Raw genomic sequence first — 18,083 nt, 5'->3', positions numbered from 1 at the left:
CATGGGAACTTCACACCGCAGCCATAAGGTTGCAGACCGCATCAAGGTAGTAGTGGCACAGCTGCTCGAGACAAAGATCAAAGATCCGCGTCTTGGCTTTGTCACTGTTACCGATGCGCGCGTTACTGGAGATCTCCAGAACGCCTCTATCTTCTACACCGTTCTTGGTGATGAAGATGAGCGTGCTGCAACTGCTGCGGCTCTCGAATCTGCAAAGGGCGTTATTCGTAGCGCTGTCGGCAAGGATTTGGGAACTCGCATTACCCCATCACTTGAATTTATCCTCGATGGTCTTCCAGAATCTGCAAAGGCGCTTGATTCACTCCTTGAACGAGTTCATCTTCTCGATGCAGAGGTTGCTAAGGCTCGCGAAAATGCTAAGCCTGTCGTTGAGGATCCTTACAAAGTCCCACGTGTCATCGAAGAAGAATAAAACTCTTGATAACTGACGGATTCTTAGTCGTCGATAAAGCTGGCGGAATGACTAGCCACGATGTTGTGGCCGTGGGTCGCAAAGCACTCGGCACACGCAAAGTAGGACATGCGGGCACTCTTGATCCGATGGCCACCGGAATCCTTGTACTTGGCTTTGGCAACGGAACTCGTTTACTGCAATACATCACGGATGGCGATAAGTCCTATATAGCAACCGTAGTTCTTGGCGCATCAACAATCACCGATGATAAAGAAGGCGAAGTAATCGCCTCTGCTGATGCATCGAAGGTTTTAGATTCAGATATTGAAAAGATTCTTAAGGCAATGATTGGAACAATCGCACAACGTCCTTCATCTGTCTCTGCCGTAAAGGTCGGGGGAGAGCGTGCCTACGATCGCGTGCGCGCGGGTGAAAAATTCGAACTTGAAGCACGTAACGTCACCATTACTCAGCTCGACATTCTTGCGGTGCGTCACCTCGAAGTCACCACAGAAGTCGATATTGAAGTCACCTGCTCTGCAGGCACATTTATACGCGCGATTGCTCGCGACCTCGGCGAATCTCTCGGTGTCGGGGGACACCTCAGCGCTCTGCGCCGTACCCGCGTTGCAAGTTTTACTGAAAAAGATGCATGTAGCTTTGAAGACCTCAAGGCGCAGAAGTTCACAGCTCTCAACCTCGCCGACGTAGCGCGCACAACATTTACCCCACGCGAATTGAGCTTGGAAGAAGTTCAGGAACTTTCATTCGGGCGACCGCTTTCCGAAAATGGAAATACTGTAATCAACGCCGCACTTTCACCAGATAATCGACTCATTGCGCTTCTGAAAGATGAAGGCGGCAAGGCGAAACCCATTGCGGTTTTTGCGGCGGCGAACTAGGTAAGGCAAGATTCGAACATGAGCGAGACCAGCGTCGTCGTAATTGGCGTTTTTGATGGCGTCCACAAGGGCCATCAACTTCTGCTCAATCGCGCCAAAGAGATAGCCGATGGGCGCTCAATTATCGCCCTGACATTTGACCCGCACCCCACCACAGTCTTTGCACCAGATCGCGCTCCAACAATGCTCACGACGTTGGCTGATCGCGTAGAACTCTTAAAGATTCATAACGCTGATCAAGTTGCCGTCATGAAGTTCAACGAGAAATTCGCAGCGATGTCACCCGAAGATTTCGTACAGACAGTTTTGGTCAATCAGCTTCATGCCAGCACGGTCATTGTGGGCAAGAACTTCACCTACGGCCATAAAGCTGCGGGAAATATAGATTCACTTATTGAATCTGGAACTGCACACAACTTCTCCGTAGATGTGCAAGAGCTCAAAGCTGATACAGAAGTCATCTCCTCTTCACGTATCCGAAAGCTTGTCATCGAAGGCAAAGTTGAAGAAGCTCGCGAACTCTTATCTCGCCCTCATCGCCTCGATGGGGTTGTGGTTCATGGAGAAAAGCGCGGGCGTGAAATTGGATACCCAACTGCCAACCTTGGAAAGATTGATGGTCAAACAATTCCTGCCGATGGCGTATATGCAGGCTGGCTCACTGTCGGAATTAACTTCTGGCCTGCAGCTATTTCAATCGGCACCAATCCAACATTTGAAGGTGAGCGCGGGCGACAAGTAGAGGCATATGCACTCGATCAACAGGGCCTCGACCTTTATGACAAGAACGCATCGATTGAATTTGGTTGGTATTTACGTCCAACTCTCAAATTCGATGGTCTCGATGAACTTCTTGTACAGATGAAGAAAGATTGCGATAAAGCTCGCGAATTGACCGAGAAATAGGCGTAATCCCGCCTCAATTTCACTTATCCACAGCCCGCAGGTAAACTTCAGCTTGTCCAACGAGATTGTCGATCATCCGAGAGTACAACCGGATGGCCTCCTGGTCAGAATGACTGAATGAAAAGGAAATAAAAATGGCGTTAACACCAGAAGTTAAGAAAGAAATCATTGCAAAGTACGGATCATCAGCTACTGATACAGGAAGCCCTGAAGCTCAGGTCGCACTTTTGTCACGTCGAATCGAAGACATCACAACTCACCTCAAGACCAACCCGCATGACCACCACAACCGTCGTGGCCTCTTGTTGCTCGTAGGTCAGCGTCGCCGCATTCTTCAGTACCTCGCAAAGACAGATATCAATCGTTATCGCGCAATTATCGAGAAGCTCGGAATTCGCCGTTAATTTTTAAAAGTTAATAAGTAGTACTTGGTAGGAAAGTTGGGCCTCATACGGAGGCCTGACTGGAGCATCAGCGCCCACGAGGATAAATGGTCCTCGGTAGTGGCTCACGAAATGCTGATTCAGAAAATAATTTCGTGGACTTCGATCGAAGATTCATTTGCCTTATGTGGTGCGCTGACTTAATTAAAGGAGCGCCCTATGGAGGGTCAAGACGTAAAATCAGCAGTAGCCGTTATCGATAACGGAAAGTTCGGAAAGCGCGAGATCAAGTTCGAAACAGGACGCCTCGCTAAGCAAGCAGCAGGAGCTGCAGCTGTTTATCTCGATGATCAGACAATGATCTTCTCGGCAACAACAGCATCAAAGACACCTAAGGATCAATTCGACTTCTTCCCACTCACAGTGGATGTTGAAGAGAAGATGTATGCCATCGGCAAGATTCCTGGTTCATTCTTCCGTCGCGAAGGTCGTCCATCAGAAGAGGCAATTCTTACTTGCCGTTTGATCGACCGCCCATTGCGCCCATCATTTATTAAGGGACTTCGTAACGAAGTTCAGATCGTTGTGACAGTAATGGCGCTCGATCCAGATCACATGTACGACGTGATTGCGATCAACGCAGCTTCAATGTCTACACAGCTCGCAGGTCTTCCATTCTCTGGTCCAATTGGTGGTGTACGTGTTGCACTAATCGACGGCCAGTGGGTTGCATTCCCTAACCATTCACAGGTCGAGAACGCTGTTTTCGATATGGTCGTAGCAGGTCGCGTAACAGCTGACGATGTTGCAATTATGATGGTTGAAGCAGAAGCAACAACTCGCACAATCGGACTCATTGCTGAAGGCGCTAAGGCTCCAACAGAAGAGATCGTTGCGCAGGGTCTTGATGCTGCAAAGCCATTTATTCGCATTCTCTGCGAAGCACAGTCAAAGCTTGCAGCAGTTGCTGCAAAGCCAACAGCTGACTTCCCAGTGTTCCTTGATTACCAGGATGATGTATTTGCAGCAGTTGAAAAGGCTGCAAAGGATGATCTTGCAAAGGCACTCACAATTTCAGGTAAGCAAGAGCGCGAAACTAAGATTGACGAAATCTCAGCTTCAACAAAGGAATCAGTTTCAGCTGCCTTCGAAGGCCGTGAAAAGGAAGTTCCTGCAGCGTTCCGCTCACTCACAAAGAAGCTTGTACGTCAGCGCGTACTTCGCGACAAGATCCGTATCGATGGCCGTGGACTCCGCGACATCCGTGCCTTGTCAGCTGAAGTAGAAGTAATTCCACGCGTTCACGGTTCTGCAATCTTCGAACGTGGAGAGACACAGATTCTCGGAATTACAACTCTTAATATGCTCAAGATGGAACAGCAGCTCGACACAATGAGCCCTGACACATCAAAGCGCTATATGCACAACTACAACTTCCCACCATATTCAACTGGTGAAACAGGTCGTGTTGGTACACCTAAGCGCCGCGAAATCGGTCATGGTGCACTTGCTGAGCGCGCACTTATCCCAGTACTTCCAACTCGCGAAGAGTTCCCTTACGCAATCCGTCAGGTCTCTGAAGCACTTGGTTCAAATGGATCAACATCAATGGGATCTGTCTGTGCATCAACACTTTCAATGCTTCAAGCAGGCGTGCCTCTTAAGGCTCCTGTTGCAGGTATTGCAATGGGTCTCATCTCTGATGATGTCGATGGCAAGGTTGAATACGTTGCTCTTACAGATATCCTCGGTGCAGAAGATGCATTCGGAGATATGGACTTTAAGGTCGCAGGAACAAAGGACTTCGTTACAGCTCTTCAGCTCGATACAAAGCTCGATGGAATCCCTGCATCAGTTCTTGCTGGCGCACTTCACCAGGCGAAGGAAGCGCGTCTTGCGATTCTCGATGTCATGAACGAAGCAATCGATACTCCTGATGAGATGAGCCAATACGCTCCACGCATCATCTCTGTAAAGATTCCTGTCGATCAGATCGGTGCAGTAATCGGTCCTAAGGGCAAGATCATCAACCAGATTCAAGATGAAACTGGCGCAGATATCTCAATTGAAGATGATGGAACTATCTACATCGGTGCAACCGATGGACCTTCAGCTGAAGCAGCTCGCGCACAGATCAATGCAATTGCTAACCCACAGATGCCAGAAGTCGGAGAGCGCTACCTCGGTACAGTCGTAAAGCTCGCGACATTCGGTGCGTTTGTGTCATTGATGCCAGGTAAAGATGGCTTGCTCCACGTATCTCAGATTCGCAAGATGCATGGTGGAAAGCGCATTGAAAACCTTGAAGATGTCATGAAGGTTGGCGACAAGATTCAGGTAGAAATCGGCGAGATTGATCCAAAGGGCAAGCTCTCTTTGGTTCCAGTTCTCGAAGATGGAACGACTCCAGCTGCTGAATAAGTAGATGTCAGTCAAACGCTCAGTTCACTCAAGTGGCCTGCGCATTGTTACGGAAGAAGTTCCGTCAGTGCGCAGCGCTGCTGTGGGAATCTGGGTCAATGTAGGTTCACGTGATGAAGCACCGGCAACAGCTGGTGCTTCTCACTTTTTAGAGCACCTTCTCTTCAAAGGAACAACCAGCCGAACAGCGCTAGAGATTTCATCTTCTATCGAATCTGTTGGCGGCGAGATGAATGCCTTCACCTCGAAGGAGTACACCTGCTTCTACGCACGCGTCATTGATACCGATCTTCCGATGGCGATTGAGGTCGTTAGCGACCTCATCACTTCATCCATCGTTACAGCCCTCGATGTGGATGCTGAACGCAAGGTTGTCCTAGAAGAGATTGCGATGCGCGATGACGATCCAAGCGATCTCGTGCACGATCTCTTTAGCGATACTTATTACGGTGACACACCAATTGGTCGCCCTATTCTGGGCACAATTAACTCCATCAACGGCATGTCTCGAAATACAGTCTTTAACTATTACAAGAAGAAGTACCTGCCTCAGGATCTCGTTGTTGCTGTTGCAGGAAATATCAAACATAAGCGCGTCGTTGCTATGGTTGAAGAAGCTCTTTCTCGCGATAACTTCCTCGATGTCCTTGCTGCACCAGTTGTTCGTCCTAATACTCTGGTCAAGAATTCCAAGCAGCAATCAGTTGGGCTGATGTACAAGAAGAGCGAACAAGCCCACATGTTCTATGGCATGGAAGGCGTTGCTCGCGCCGATGATCGTCGTTTCTCTATGGGCGTTCTCTCTGCAGCTCTCGGTGGCGGAATGTCATCGCGCTTGTTCCAGGAAATCCGCGAAAAGCGCGGCCTTGCCTATTCTGTCTACGCCTATGCGCAACAGTTCGCAGGTTCTGGAGTTCTTGGTTTCTATGCCGGTTGCAATCCAACAAAGGCAATCGAAGTTGTCGAAATCATCCGCAGTGTTTTATCAGACGTTGCAGATAATGGAATGACTCATGAAGAGATTGAGCGCGCTAAGGGCGCAGTCCGTGGCTCACTCGTCTTGAGCCAAGAAGATACCGGCTCTCGCATGAGCCGAATCGGCAAGAATGAAATCGTTTACGGCCAGGTCATGGATTTTGATGACATCCTCAAAGCTATTTCTCGCGTAAGCGCTGAAGACATCCGCGAAATTGCCAGCGAGTTCTTGGTGAAAACGCCTACCCTTGCTCTTGTCGGTCCATTTAAGAACGAATCAAAATTTGAAAAGGTGCTCCAGAAATGATCAAAGTAGGCGTACTCGGTGCACGTGGCCGCATGGGTTCAGAAGTTGTTAAGGCAGTTACTGATGCGACTGATCTCGAACTCGTTGCTGCGCTCGATCTTGGTGATTCACTAGACGCACTTGTTGCCAATGGCGCACAGGTAGTCGTTGATTTCACGACTCCAGATTCAGTAATGGCCAACCTCGAATTTCTCATTGCCAACAACATCAACGCGGTTATTGGAACAACTGGTTTCGATGATGCTCGCATCGCAAAGATTAAGAGCCTGCTTGCTTCATCTAAGTCCGGAGTCTTGATTGCCCCTAACTTCGCTATCGGCGCAGTTCTGATGATGGAGTTCGCGACTAAGGCAGCTAAGTACTTTGAATCTGCAGAAATTATTGAACTTCACCACCCAAATAAGGTCGACGCTCCATCTGGAACCGCGGCTCGTACAGCAGAACTCATGGCGAAGTCTCGTAAAGAGGCAGGTCTTGCTCAGATGCCAGATGCAACATCATCATCGCTCGACGGCGCACGCGGTGCAACAGTGGGGGATATTCCAGTTCACTCTGTCCGACTTCGTGGATTAGTTGCACACCAAGAAGTTCTGCTCGGCGGAATCGGTGAAACACTCACCATTCGTCACGACTCAATTGACCGAGTTGGTTTCATGCCAGGAGTTCTTCTTGGTGTTCGTCAGGTTGTTACTCATCCAGGGCTGACATTCGGCCTGGAAAACTTTATGGAGGGTTAAGAGATGGCACAGGCAGATATCACAATGTACGGCGCCGATTGGTGTGGAGATTGCCGTCGCTCAAAGCGCCTCTTTGAAGAGCTAGATGTTCAGGTCAATCACATCGATGTAGAAGTAGATGAATCAGCTGCAGCAAAGGTGCAAGAGATCAATGGGGGAGCGAAGTCGATTCCTGTCATCGTTTTCTCAGATGGAACTCATCTGACAGAACCATCAGATAACGATCTCAAGGCCAAGCTCACTTCGCTCGGCATTATTTAACTTTACAGTCTGTATAACACTGCAGATGTAACGGCAGCTGAAATCACGACGACGAAGTATGGAGCTTTCAGGCTGAGGGCAATAAGTGCTACGGCAACTCCTGCTAAACGCTGATCAATAACCCACTTACCTTTCTCGGTAAGAGTCTGAACGCCAACGAGCGCGCTCAGTAGGGCAATTGGAATCAGAGTATTGATTCGCAGCATGCGCGGATTTGTTAGGTACTTCTCTGGAATTGAATGCCCTGTGTATTTAAGGGCAAATGCAATTGCGCTGGTTCCTAAAACTCCTATCCACAGTGCGTTCATGCTCGAGCCTTCCATCCAAATGCAACGGCAAGTAGCGCTGTAGCAATAATCGGCAAGCCCGCTGAAATTACTGGACTGAGTGCAATTGCCAGAACAACGGCAGATGCAGCAAGTACGCGTTCGAATTTTCCGAGAAGTCTGGGCCACACAAGGCCAAGAAATGCAGCAGGGACTGCGGCATCAAGACCCCATGCTGATGGATTGCCCATCGCTTGCGCACCGAGTGCGCCAAGAAGTGTGAAGAAGTTCCAGAAGATATAGACGCCAAAACCGGTAAGCCAGAAGCCATGTTTCATCGCATCGAGCCCAAGATCTTCCTGTCCGATTGATACACCGGTTGATTCATCAATCGTTACTTGCGCAGCAACAACTCTCTTGAACCCTCGAACTTTTAATACAGGTGCCATTCGCAATCCATAGAGGCCATTGCGAATTCCAAGAAGTGAAGCAGTAGCAATTCCCGAGATTGCACTTCCTCCTGCGCCCATTACTCCAACGACTGCAAACTGTGATGCTCCAGAGAAGGTAAGAAGTGAGAGAAGGCAGGTTTGCAGGATTGAAAATCCTGCTGCGATTGATGCCGCCCCAAAAGCGGTTCCATATAGGCCAACGGTGAAGGAGACGCTCAGACTTTGGGTAGCGGTGGCGCGGTTCACTCTGGACACGCGGCAATTGTGCCCTAGATATCCAGAGGGTGGAGGGGGGTTGAAAGATAAGGTGCGGACATGTCTGAGACCGTAATTTTTAGAGACGATGTATCCGTTGAACTCATCAAGGCAAGCGCGAGCGATGCCGACGTTATTTGGGCAGCGCGTGTATCGACAGCTGGCGAACAATCAATGGATGAGATCGGTGAAGACCCAGCTCGTTCTGCAGGGCTAATCAATTACCTTGCTCGCGAACGCCATGGTTCACCATTCGAACACACCTCTATGACCTTCTTTGTCTCAGCTCCCATCTTTGTATTCCGCGAATTCATGCGCCACCGCATCGCTTCATATAACGAAGAGTCAGGTCGCTACCGCGAACTCAAGCCAGTTTTCTACATTCCATCTAAGGAACGTAAGTTGGTTCAAGTCGGCAAGACTGGCGCCTATACATTCGAAGATGGAACAGCTGAACAATTTGATATCAGCGTTAAGGCGATGAAAGATGCATATCTCATTGCTTACGATTCTTATCAGAAGATGCTCGAAGCTGGCGTTGCCCGCGAAGTCGCGCGCGTAGTACTTCCTGTTGCTACCTATTCATCAATGTACGTAACCATGAATGCGCGTGCACTTATGAACTTCCTTTCTCTTCGTACAGCTCGTGAAGGTTCACACTTCCCAAGCTACCCACAACGCGAAATCGAGATGGTTGCCGAAAAGATGGAAGCCGAATTCGCGAAATTAATGCCTCTTACATACGGGGCATTTGAAAAATCTGGTCGTATCGCGCCTTAAGCGATAAGATGCCCAAATGAGTACGCAAGCGCCTTTCGGTCGACTCCTCACCGCAATGGTGACCCCATTTGATAAAGATGGATCCATCGACTGGGCTGGCGTAGAAAAGCTTGCGCAACATCTCGTTGATACCGGCCATGACGGCATCGCTGTCAACGGAACAACCGGTGAAGCCCCAACAACAAAATCTTCTGAAAAACTTGAGATCATCAAAGTCGTCAAGAAGGTTGTTGGCTCAAAGATTCAAGTTCTCTCAGGCGCAGGCGATAACGAAACTTCTTACACTGTCGAACAAGCTAAGCGTTCACAGGATGCAGGAGCTGACGGACTTCTCGTCGTAACTCCGTATTACAACAAGCCTCCTCAAGCAGGCATCGAAGCGCACTTCCGCGCAGTTGCAGCAGCTACCGATTTACCAATCATGATGTATGACATTCCAGGTCGTACTGGCGTTGAAATTGAATCTGACACCATCGTTAAACTCTTTGAAACTGTCGATAACATCGTGGCTCTCAAAGATGCAAAGGGAAATATCGCTGCAACCTCTTGGGTAATCAAGCGCTGCGGAATTCCTGTTTACTCAGGTGACGACATTCTCAACCTGCCATTCCTTTCAGTGGGGGCAGTAGGTTTCGTATCTGTCTGTGGCCACACAGTTGGACTTCAGCTCAAAGCGATGCTTGATGCTTGGCTTGCAGGTAACTCTGCAAAGGCTCTTGAGATTCACCAACAACTCTTGCCAGTATTTACCGGCACATTCCGCACACAAGGAGCAATTTTGACCAAGGCAGCGATGTCTCTCATGGGTCTACCCGGAGGAACAACTCGTCTGCCACTCGTTGATGCAACCGAAGCACAGATCGAACAGCTACGTAAAGATCTGATTGCTGGCGGCGTCACGCTGAAGAATTAATTTATGACACAACATCCCCATCCAAATCTCGGAACGCCTAGCAAGCTCGTTGATGGTGGCCTGCGCATAGTTGCACTCGGTGGAATCTCCGAAATCGGTCGCAATATGACTGTCTATGAGACCAACGGAAAGTTATTGATTGTCGACTGCGGAGTTCTCTTCCCTGAAGATAATCAACCAGGAATCGATCTGATTCTTCCCGACTTTAGTTATATCCGCGATCGCCTCAACGATGTTGTCGGTCTCTTCCTTACCCACGGCCACGAAGACCATATCGGTGCAGTTCCTTATCTCTTGCGCGAACGCGGTGATATTCCTGTCTACGGATCTCCACTAACCATCGCTCTAATTTCAGCAAAATGTAAAGAACATCGCATCTCACCTTTAACTCGTGAAGTCACCGAAGGCAATCGCGAAGATGTCGGCCCATTCGAACTCGAATTTGTTGCAGTCAACCACTCAATCCCAGATGCGCTTGCCGTTGCAATCCACACTAAGGCTGGAACTGTTCTACACACAGGCGATTTCAAGATGGATCAACTTCCACTTGATGGCCGCATTACAGATTTGCGCACCTTCGCTCGTTTGGGCGAAGAAGGAGTTGACCTCTTCCTCGTTGATTCAACAAACGCGGATGTTCCGGGCTTTACTCCTTCAGAGCGCGAAATCATGCCTGCGCTCAATCGCGTTATTGCATCCACTAAACGACGTGTCATCGTCGCATCGTTCTCATCACATGTTCACCGCGTGCAACAAGTAATCGATACCGCAGCACTTCACAATCGTCGCGTAGCTTTTATTGGCCGCTCCATGATTCGCAATATGAAGATCGCTGAAGATATGGGTTACCTCAACGTTCCAAGCGGAATTCTCTTCGATGCGCGCGAACTCGATAACTACGATGATCGTGTTGTACTTATCTGTACAGGCTCGCAAGGCGAACCAATGGCCGCCTTGTCACGTATGGCAAATGGAGACCACCAGATTCGCGTGGGCGATGGCGACACTGTCATATTGGCTTCATCACTTATCCCAGGTAATGAAAATTCTGTTTTCCGAGTCATCAACGAACTCACACGGTTTGGTGCAAAAGTTGTACATAAAGCTAACGCCATGGTGCACGTATCTGGTCACGCTGCTGCCGGCGAACTTCTCTATTGCTACAACATCGTGAAGCCGAAGTATGTCTTACCTGTTCATGGCGAATGGCGCCATCTCAAAGCAAATGCTGAGATTGCAATTCAGTCCGGTGTGCCACGTGAAAACGCTTTCATTATTGAAAACGGAATCGTTGTAGATCTCGTTAACCACGAGGCAGAAGTTGTGGGCGCCGTTCCTTGCGGGTTCGTTTATGTCGATGGCCAAAGCATTGGAGATATCACTGAATCCTCATTGAAGGATCGTCGAATCCTTGGCGAAGAAGGATTTATCTCTGTCATTGTCGTCATTGAATCCCAAACAGGAAAGATTGTTGCGGGACCAGATATTCATGCACGTGGATTTAATGAGGATGAAGCGCTCTTTGATGAAGTGCGTGGACAGATTGAGAAAGCTCTCACAGCAGCTGTTGCAGAGGGAGTTAACGGAACACATCAACTTTCACAAGTAGTGCGCAGAACTATCGGGGGATGGGTCGGCCAGAAACACCGCCGACGTCCGATGATCGTTCCCGTTGTCGTCGAGGTTTAGGTCGGCGCGCCTACGGGCTTGAAAAATACCCTCCACCTAAGATTGAAGGTGTGGCTAAGAAGAAGAAACGCACAACTAACAAGTCTTTCCTAAAGATTGTTGGATCTGCGCTGTCCTCTCTCTGGCGCCTTCTGGCTAAATCTCTCGGCTCATCAATTCGATTTGTAGCGCGCGGTGCTCGCGATCTTGATCCCGAACATCACCGTGACGGAGCAGCTCTGCTCGTCCTTCTGCTCTCGCTATCGGCATTCGCAGGAACATGGTTTAAGGCCGATAATTTTGTAGGGCGCAATCTTTACTCACTCTTCTATGGCGCCTTTGGTCGTATCGGAATTTTGGCTCCACTCGTTCTTCTCTACTTTGCCGTTCGTCTCTTTAGAAAACCTGAAGATAAGCACACAATGGGTCGCATCACTGTTGGAACTCTGACACTTCTAGTCAGTGCAACGGGTATTGCGCACCTTCTTAACGGATCTCTTGGCGCGGTAAATCCAACTGGCGCTACAGCAATTCGTGATGGCGGAGGCCAGCTGGGCTACTGGGTCGCCAAACCGTTGGTTGCGCTCATGACTTCACTTCTTGCTTACCCAGTTCTCTTCGCAACTTTCTTCTTCGGCGTACTTATCATCACTGCAACGCCAATATCTAAAGTCGGAATCCGCATCAAGGTAATTGCTATCTGGCTATGGTCAAAGAAGCCTGCACGTAAAGAAGATGACTTTGAAATTACCGATACGCCTCCTTTTGAGTCACCGGTTGTCGCCTGGAATCAAGAGCCTGATGAGATTGATGAAGAAGAGTTCGACCAAGAATTTACTGTTGAAATTCCAAAGGCTCCTCTTGATGCGCAATTAGTGAGCGCACCTAAGTCAGAGAAGCGCCCAGAGCAACTCTTGCTCACCAGCGATACGAAGTACGAACTTCCCTCGCAAGATCTTCTCAAGCTTGGCCCAGCAGCGAAAGCTAAGAGCAAGGCAAATGAAACTGTTGTGGCATCGCTTACCGAAGTCTTCAAGCAATTTGATATCGATGCCCAAGTAACTGGCTTCATGCGCGGACCAACTGTTACTCGTTATGAAGTTGAACTTGGAAATGCAGTAAAGGTCGAACGCATCACGGCGCTTTCAAAGAATATTTCGTATGCTGTTGCAAGTAGCGAAGTACGAATTCTCTCTCCAATTCCAGGTAAGTCCGCTGTAGGTATCGAGATTCCCAACGCTGACCGTGAAATCGTGGCTTTGGGCGATGTCATGCGCTCAAGTGTGGCGGGACAAGATCACCACCCAATGTTGGTCGCCCTCGGTAAAGATGTAGAAGGCAACTTTGTCTGTGCAAACCTTGCCAAGATGCCGCACTTATTAGTTGCTGGTGCAACGGGTGCAGGTAAATCTTCGATGATTAACGCGATGATTACATCAGTTTTGATGCGCGCAACACCTGATGATGTACGACTTATCTTGATTGACCCTAAGCGCGTAGAGCTCACTGCTTATGAAGGTATTCCGCATTTGATTACTCCGATTATCACGAATCCAAAGAAGGCAGCCGATGCACTCACCTGGGTTGTTCGTGAAATGGATCTGCGTTACGAAGATCTAGCAACATTTGGATTTAGACATATCGATGATTTCAATAAGGCTGTACGCGCTGGCAAGGTTGTTGCGCCTCCGGGATCTGATCGCATCGTTGAGCCTTATCCATATCTACTTGTCATCATCGACGAGCTTGCAGATCTCATGATGGTTGCAGCGCGAGAAGTAGAAGAATCAGTTGTTCGAATTACTCAGTTGGCACGTTCTGCAGGTATTCACCTGGTACTTGCAACACAGCGCCCATCTGTTGACGTCGTTACAGGACTTATCAAGGCAAACGTTCCTTCGCGTCTTTCATTTGCTACATCTTCTCTTGCTGACTCACGCGTTATTCTCGATAGCCCAGGTGCCGAAAAACTCATCGGTCAGGGCGATGGCCTCTTTATTCCAATGGGAGCCAGCCGCGCAATCCGTATCCAAGGCGCCTATGTTTCAGAGCGCGAAATCGAAGCCGTAGTAGGCCACGTAAAGAAGCAATTAGCGCCACGTTATCGTGATGATGTTACGCAGGTTGCCCAGGCAAATAAGAATATTGATAAAGAGATTGGCGATGATCTCGAAATTCTTATTCAGGCAGTCGAACTTGTTGTCAGCACGCAATTTGGTTCAACTTCTATGTTGCAACGCAAACTTCGGGTTGGTTTTGCAAAAGCAGGTCGTCTCATGGATCTGATGGAATCTCGTGGAATTGTTGGACCGTCAGAAGGTTCTAAGGCGCGCACGGTGATGGTCAAGCCTGATGAAATCGATTCTGTGCTTGCTACGCTCCGCGATTATTAATTCGCGCCAAACATTGGGTGCGTTTTAGGGGTGATTTTGACGAAATAGAGAAACTATCTATTTATCACCCATACCTCTAAAGTTACAATTAACCACTTAGGTTCCCCACAGCAAGGCGGCAAAAAATGACTCTCGGAAGCACGATTCGCGATGCTCGCGAAGCTGCACGCCTGAGCATTACGTCATTATCTGAAGCGACAAGTATTCGCATCGGTCTTCTTACCGAGATGGAAAACAATAATTTCATTCATTGTGGGGGAGATACCTACGCCCGTGGCCACTTAAGAAATATTGCGCCAAAAATTGGGCTCGATGCACAGACTCTCATTAATTTATATAACGAAGAGCATTCAACTGAACATCGTGCGATTCAAGATCTATTGGTTGAAAATAATGTGATGCAAGTTCCATCCGAAGCTAAGAAAATCTCATGGAAAGTTCCTGCAATTGCATCAGTAGCCGTTCTGCTCCTTTTGGGACTTGTTCAAATTGTTATTTCTAATCAGAGTGCAGATGTTGCACCAGCTAAGCCAAAAACTACTACGGCATCTCCGACTCCGGCCGCTGCGCCTACGGCTTCTACAGAAACCAACTCAGGTCCAGTTGAACTGAGCATTACGGCCGCTCGTGGAAATTCTTACATTCACATCATTGCCGATGGTGAGACTCTCGCGAAGGGATCAATCTTCCAAGGCGAAACCAAATCATTTAAGGGCGAAAAAGTAATTAGTATCTACTTCAGTAATCCAGCAGGGCTCGATGTAACTCTCAATGGTAAGCAACTTGCACCATTGGGCGGCCAAAATGAAGAGGTTCGTCGCACCTTCCGATAGCATCACCCCTATGTCTCGTACCGTTGCCATCGTCACTATGGGCTGCGCACGCAATGAAGTCGATTCTGAAGAACTTGCCGGCCGATTAGCAGCCGATGGATGGACACTTGTAGATGATGTTGAATCTGCTGAAGTCGCCGTTGTAAATACTTGTGGTTTTATTGAATCAGCCAAGAAAGATTCAGTTGACGCACTTCTCGAAGCAAACTCGCTCAAGGGCCACGGAACTACACGAGCTGTAGTAGCCGTTGGATGCATGGCTGAGCGATATGGCAAAGAGTTAGCTGAAGCGCTGCCTGAAGCAGACGCAATTCTAGGTTTTGATGATTACCAAGATATTTCTGAACGTTTGCAATCAATTGTCAGCGGAAAATCACATACTCCTCATGTTCCTCGCGATCGTCGTGCTCTTCTGCCAATTGCTCCCGTCGAACGTGCCGCAGCACGCGATGAAAGCTATGCCTCTTCACTTGGTGCAGGTGGTTCACTCTTTCGTAAGCGCTTAGGTAGCGCACCTTGGGCTCCGCTCAAGATTGCATCTGGCTGCGACCGCCGTTGCTCTTTCTGCGCCATCCCATATTTCCGTGGCTCATTCATTTCACGCCGTCCTACTGAAATTCTGCAGGAAGCCACATGGCTTGCCCAGAATGGCGTCAGCGAACTCTTCTTGGTCAGCGAAAATACGACTTCGTATGGAAAAGACCTAGGCGATCTTAAGTTGATGGAGAAGATCCTCCATGAATTCGCTGAAATCCCTGGCGTCGAACGTGTGCGACTTTCATACTTGCAGCCAGCTGAGATGCGCCCCTCTTTGCTTCAATCAATGATTGAGACTGATAAGGTCGCGCCTTACTTTGATCTTTCATTCCAGCACACCAGCCCGACCGTCTTGCGTCGCATGCGCCGCTTTGGTGATTCCGAAAAATTCTTGCATCTGATCACCCAAATCCGCGCACTCTCACCTGAAGCAGGAATCCGCTCTAACTTTATCGTTGGCTTCCCCGGTGAAACTGAAGCAGATTACAACGAGCTTGCCGACTTCATTACTGCTGCAAAGCTAGATGCAGTTGGAATTTTCGGGTACTCCGATGAAGATAACACCGAGGCTCTTGATCTCAGCGACAAGGTTGCCGATGAAGTCATTCGCGAACGCGTTGAGGCGCTTTCTTCTTTGGCTGATGAAATGGTTTCCTTGCGAGCCCAAGGACGTATCGGTGAAGCCGTGCGAGTTCTGATCGAAGATGCAGAATTACAAGAAGGGCGCGCTGCGCACCAAGGGCCAGAAGTAGATGGAACAACCACCTTCATAGGTACAAATTTCGAAGTCGGGCAATATATTGATGCCGTGGTGGTTGATTCCATGGGCGCAGATTTGGTGGCTGAAGTTCAATGAAAGTCCCTGGATTCATCACGCCAAATACTTTGACTGTTACTCGAATCCTTCTGATTCCGTTTGGTGTCTATACCCTTTTTTACGATGGTGGCAGTAATTCGACCTATCAATTAATTTCATATGCCATTTTCTTTACCCTTGGCATGACCGATATCGTCGATGGTCGCTGGGCACGCCACTCAAATAAAATTACGCCACTCGGAACATTCCTAGATCCTGTGGCAGATAAAGCGCTTATTGGCGCGGCAATGATCTCGCTTTCGATTCTTGATCGTTTCCCTTGGTGGATCACGATTCTCATCCTTACCCGCGAAATCGGAATCACACTCTTCAGGCTGCTTGTCATTAAGAATGGCGTAATACCTGCAAGCAAAGGCGGAAAGATTAAGACGCTGATGCAGAACTTTGGAGTGGGGTTCTTCATCCTGCCGCTGCCAGCTTGGCTTGATTGGTTTAAATATGGATTTATCAGCGTGGCAATCATTCTGACAATAACTTCTGCCTACGACTACTTACGCTCGTGGTATTCCAAGCGGTAGATTTACCGTATGCCTTCCAAAGCTCACGCTAAGTCCATCATCGAGATTTTGAAATCTCGTGGCGAAACTGTTTCGGTTGCCGAATCACTTACTGGTGGCGGTCTTGGTCACGCACTTACCCAAGTTCCCGGAGCGTCCTCCGTTTTTATCGGGGGAGTAGTCGCATACACATCTGATGTAAAAGTAAATGTTCTTGGAGTCAAGCAGTCCACGATTGATCAACATACTGTCGTCAGCGAAGAAGTAGCGATCGAAATGGCGCAAGGTGCAATAGAGAAATTGGGAAGCACATGGGCTATTGCAACGACAGGCATTGCTGGCCCAGGCGATTACATGGGAATTCGAGAAGGCACGGTCTGGATTGCAATCTGTGGACCAATCTGCCAAACCCTGCACTTGACCCTCGATAGCGGTCGCGATGGCGTGCGACAAGGCGCTATATCCAGCGCGATGGGCACCTTTGCCCGTATCCTTAGCTAATACACCACGAGAAGAGGGGATGGGCGATGACGTTATTGCGTGAAGCAGTTGGCCACACACTTCGTGATGCTCGCACCTCACAATCTCGCACACTCCGCGATGTTGCTCGCGAAGCCCGCGTCTCTTTGGGTTATCTCTCTGAAGTAGAACGTGGTCAAAAAGAAGCATCCTCTGAACTTCTCAATGCAATCTGCGATGCGCTCGGACTTACATTGTCATCTGTAATGACAGGCGTTGCACACGAAATCAAATCTCGTGAAAGCGCAAAGCTCTCCGTTGTCGACGCAGCCTAAGTACGCCTTGCAAGGCGGAATCCATCGTCGCACCGAGAGCGCAATTCTCGAAGGAACAAAATCTCTTATTGCTCTTCACGGAGTCTCAAATATTTCGATGATTGATATTGCAGATGCATCCGAAGTCTCTCGTGCGACTTTATATAACCATTACCGCGATAAGAACGCTGTACTTGAAGCGCTCATAACTCTCGAAGTTGAAAAGCTAGTTGATCTGGCACAACGTGCAGGAACACCGGCAGATGCACTCGAAACACTTTCCAAGGTCATCTCAGCAGACCCTGCACTTTCAGCCATGCGTCAACATGATGCGCAGCTGCTCATTGCGATTATGTCTCATGCAGAAAACCCGCTCTACTTAGTTCTAGCAACATGTATTTATGAGGCAACGAAATCAGAAGCTGGCACAGGACTTGCAATGCGTTGGTTGCTGGGGCAAGTAATGCAACCCATCACCCCAAAGCAGTCTCGCGAACAAGCTGAGCTTCTTGTAGAGCGCACTCTCTTTTAA

20 protein-coding genes are annotated in these 18,083 nt (G+C 48.8%); 18 read left to right on the top strand and 2 right to left on the bottom strand.

All coding sequences use genetic code 11. From position 1 onward, the window contains the following. Position 1: 1 nt before the first annotated feature. The 8 genes from rbfA to AC8GFK_RS04595 all read left to right on the top strand — a co-directional run bounded on the left by rbfA (position 2) and on the right by AC8GFK_RS04595 (position 7,307). Entirely contained in the window at positions 2-433 is a 432-nt protein-coding gene (gene rbfA / locus AC8GFK_RS04630) for a 30S ribosome-binding factor RbfA (protein WP_506624850.1), read from the top strand. A gap of 5 nt (positions 434-438) precedes the next feature. After that, complete coding sequence (gene truB, locus AC8GFK_RS04625; RefSeq protein WP_506624849.1) at positions 439-1,317, top strand: tRNA pseudouridine(55) synthase TruB; 879 nt, start codon at positions 439-441, stop codon at positions 1,315-1,317. An 18-nt stretch (positions 1,318-1,335) separates the two neighbouring features. Beyond that, the gene (locus AC8GFK_RS04620; protein WP_506624848.1) at positions 1,336-2,223 is read left to right on the top strand and encodes a bifunctional riboflavin kinase/FAD synthetase; all 888 of its coding nucleotides are present in this window, start codon (positions 1,336-1,338) and stop codon (positions 2,221-2,223) included. 134 nt (positions 2,224-2,357) lie between these two features. After that, on the top strand, positions 2,358-2,627 hold the full coding sequence (rpsO, locus tag AC8GFK_RS04615; protein ID WP_095673732.1) for a 30S ribosomal protein S15: 270 nt from the start codon (positions 2,358-2,360) through the stop codon (positions 2,625-2,627). Between the two features lie 198 nt (positions 2,628-2,825). After that, positions 2,826-5,027, top strand: coding sequence for a polyribonucleotide nucleotidyltransferase (locus tag AC8GFK_RS04610; RefSeq protein ID WP_095673731.1), 2,202 nt, complete (start codon positions 2,826-2,828; stop codon positions 5,025-5,027). A gap of 4 nt (positions 5,028-5,031) precedes the next feature. Continuing rightward, complete coding sequence (locus AC8GFK_RS04605) at positions 5,032-6,309, top strand: M16 family metallopeptidase (RefSeq protein WP_506624847.1); 1,278 nt, start codon at positions 5,032-5,034, stop codon at positions 6,307-6,309. After that, entirely contained in the window at positions 6,306-7,046 is a 741-nt protein-coding gene (dapB, locus tag AC8GFK_RS04600) for a 4-hydroxy-tetrahydrodipicolinate reductase (protein ID WP_506624846.1), read from the top strand. Before AC8GFK_RS04605 ends, dapB begins: the two co-directional genes overlap by 4 nt. 3 nt (positions 7,047-7,049) lie before the next feature. Beyond that, the gene (locus AC8GFK_RS04595) at positions 7,050-7,307 is read left to right on the top strand and encodes a glutaredoxin domain-containing protein (RefSeq protein ID WP_095673728.1); all 258 of its coding nucleotides are present in this window, start codon (positions 7,050-7,052) and stop codon (positions 7,305-7,307) included. Between the two features lie 2 nt (positions 7,308-7,309). Here the strand turns inward: AC8GFK_RS04595 and AC8GFK_RS04590 are convergent, their stop codons facing one another. Together AC8GFK_RS04590 and AC8GFK_RS04585 are read right to left on the bottom strand one after the other, a co-directional pair. Continuing rightward, entirely contained in the window at positions 7,310-7,615 is a 306-nt protein-coding gene (locus tag AC8GFK_RS04590) for an AzlD domain-containing protein (protein ID WP_506624845.1), read from the bottom strand. Continuing rightward, positions 7,612-8,280, bottom strand: a complete 669-nt coding sequence (locus AC8GFK_RS04585) for an AzlC family ABC transporter permease (protein ID WP_506624844.1) — start codon at positions 8,278-8,280, stop codon at positions 7,612-7,614. The genes AC8GFK_RS04590 and AC8GFK_RS04585 overlap by 4 nt, the downstream gene beginning before the upstream one ends. 60 nt (positions 8,281-8,340) lie before the next feature. Here AC8GFK_RS04585 and thyX point away from each other — a divergent pair, with 60 nt between their 5' ends. From thyX to AC8GFK_RS04535, 10 genes are all read left to right on the top strand, one after another. Beyond that, complete coding sequence (gene thyX / locus AC8GFK_RS04580) at positions 8,341-9,060, top strand: FAD-dependent thymidylate synthase (protein ID WP_506624843.1); 720 nt, start codon at positions 8,341-8,343, stop codon at positions 9,058-9,060. Positions 9,061-9,076: 16 nt separating this feature from the next. After that, positions 9,077-9,973 (top strand): 4-hydroxy-tetrahydrodipicolinate synthase, encoded by an 897-nt coding sequence (gene dapA / locus AC8GFK_RS04575; RefSeq protein ID WP_506624842.1) that lies wholly within the window; start codon positions 9,077-9,079, stop codon positions 9,971-9,973. Positions 9,974-9,976: 3 nt separating this feature from the next. After that, positions 9,977-11,662: a ribonuclease J gene (locus AC8GFK_RS04570; protein WP_095673723.1), complete on the top strand. Its 1,686-nt coding sequence runs from the start codon at positions 9,977-9,979 to the stop codon at positions 11,660-11,662. A gap of 50 nt (positions 11,663-11,712) precedes the next feature. Beyond that, the gene (locus AC8GFK_RS04565; RefSeq protein WP_506624841.1) at positions 11,713-14,034 is read left to right on the top strand and encodes an FtsK/SpoIIIE family DNA translocase; all 2,322 of its coding nucleotides are present in this window, start codon (positions 11,713-11,715) and stop codon (positions 14,032-14,034) included. A gap of 125 nt (positions 14,035-14,159) precedes the next feature. Then, entirely contained in the window at positions 14,160-14,867 is a 708-nt protein-coding gene (locus AC8GFK_RS04560; protein WP_095673722.1) for a helix-turn-helix domain-containing protein, read from the top strand. 10 nt (positions 14,868-14,877) lie between these two features. Then, complete coding sequence (gene rimO / locus AC8GFK_RS04555; RefSeq protein ID WP_095673721.1) at positions 14,878-16,260, top strand: 30S ribosomal protein S12 methylthiotransferase RimO; 1,383 nt, start codon at positions 14,878-14,880, stop codon at positions 16,258-16,260. After that, positions 16,257-16,799: a CDP-diacylglycerol--glycerol-3-phosphate 3-phosphatidyltransferase gene (gene pgsA / locus AC8GFK_RS04550; RefSeq protein WP_095673720.1), complete on the top strand. Its 543-nt coding sequence runs from the start codon at positions 16,257-16,259 to the stop codon at positions 16,797-16,799. Before rimO ends, pgsA begins: the two co-directional genes overlap by 4 nt. 9 nt (positions 16,800-16,808) lie before the next feature. After that, entirely contained in the window at positions 16,809-17,279 is a 471-nt protein-coding gene (locus AC8GFK_RS04545) for a CinA family protein (RefSeq protein WP_095673719.1), read from the top strand. Between the two features lie 26 nt (positions 17,280-17,305). Further along, positions 17,306-17,572 carry a helix-turn-helix domain-containing protein gene (locus AC8GFK_RS04540; RefSeq protein WP_095673718.1) on the top strand — a complete coding sequence of 89 codons (267 nt, stop codon included), beginning with the start codon at positions 17,306-17,308 and terminating at the stop codon, positions 17,570-17,572. After that, the gene (locus AC8GFK_RS04535) at positions 17,556-18,083 is read left to right on the top strand and encodes a TetR/AcrR family transcriptional regulator (RefSeq protein WP_223298407.1); all 528 of its coding nucleotides are present in this window, start codon (positions 17,556-17,558) and stop codon (positions 18,081-18,083) included. Before AC8GFK_RS04540 ends, AC8GFK_RS04535 begins: the two co-directional genes overlap by 17 nt.

This window comes from Planktophila turicensis (SeqCode) (assembly GCF_965234405.1).
GTDB lineage: Bacteria > Actinomycetota > Actinomycetes > Nanopelagicales > Nanopelagicaceae > Planktophila > Planktophila turicensis.
This window is presented reverse-complemented; position numbering and strand designations above follow the sequence as displayed.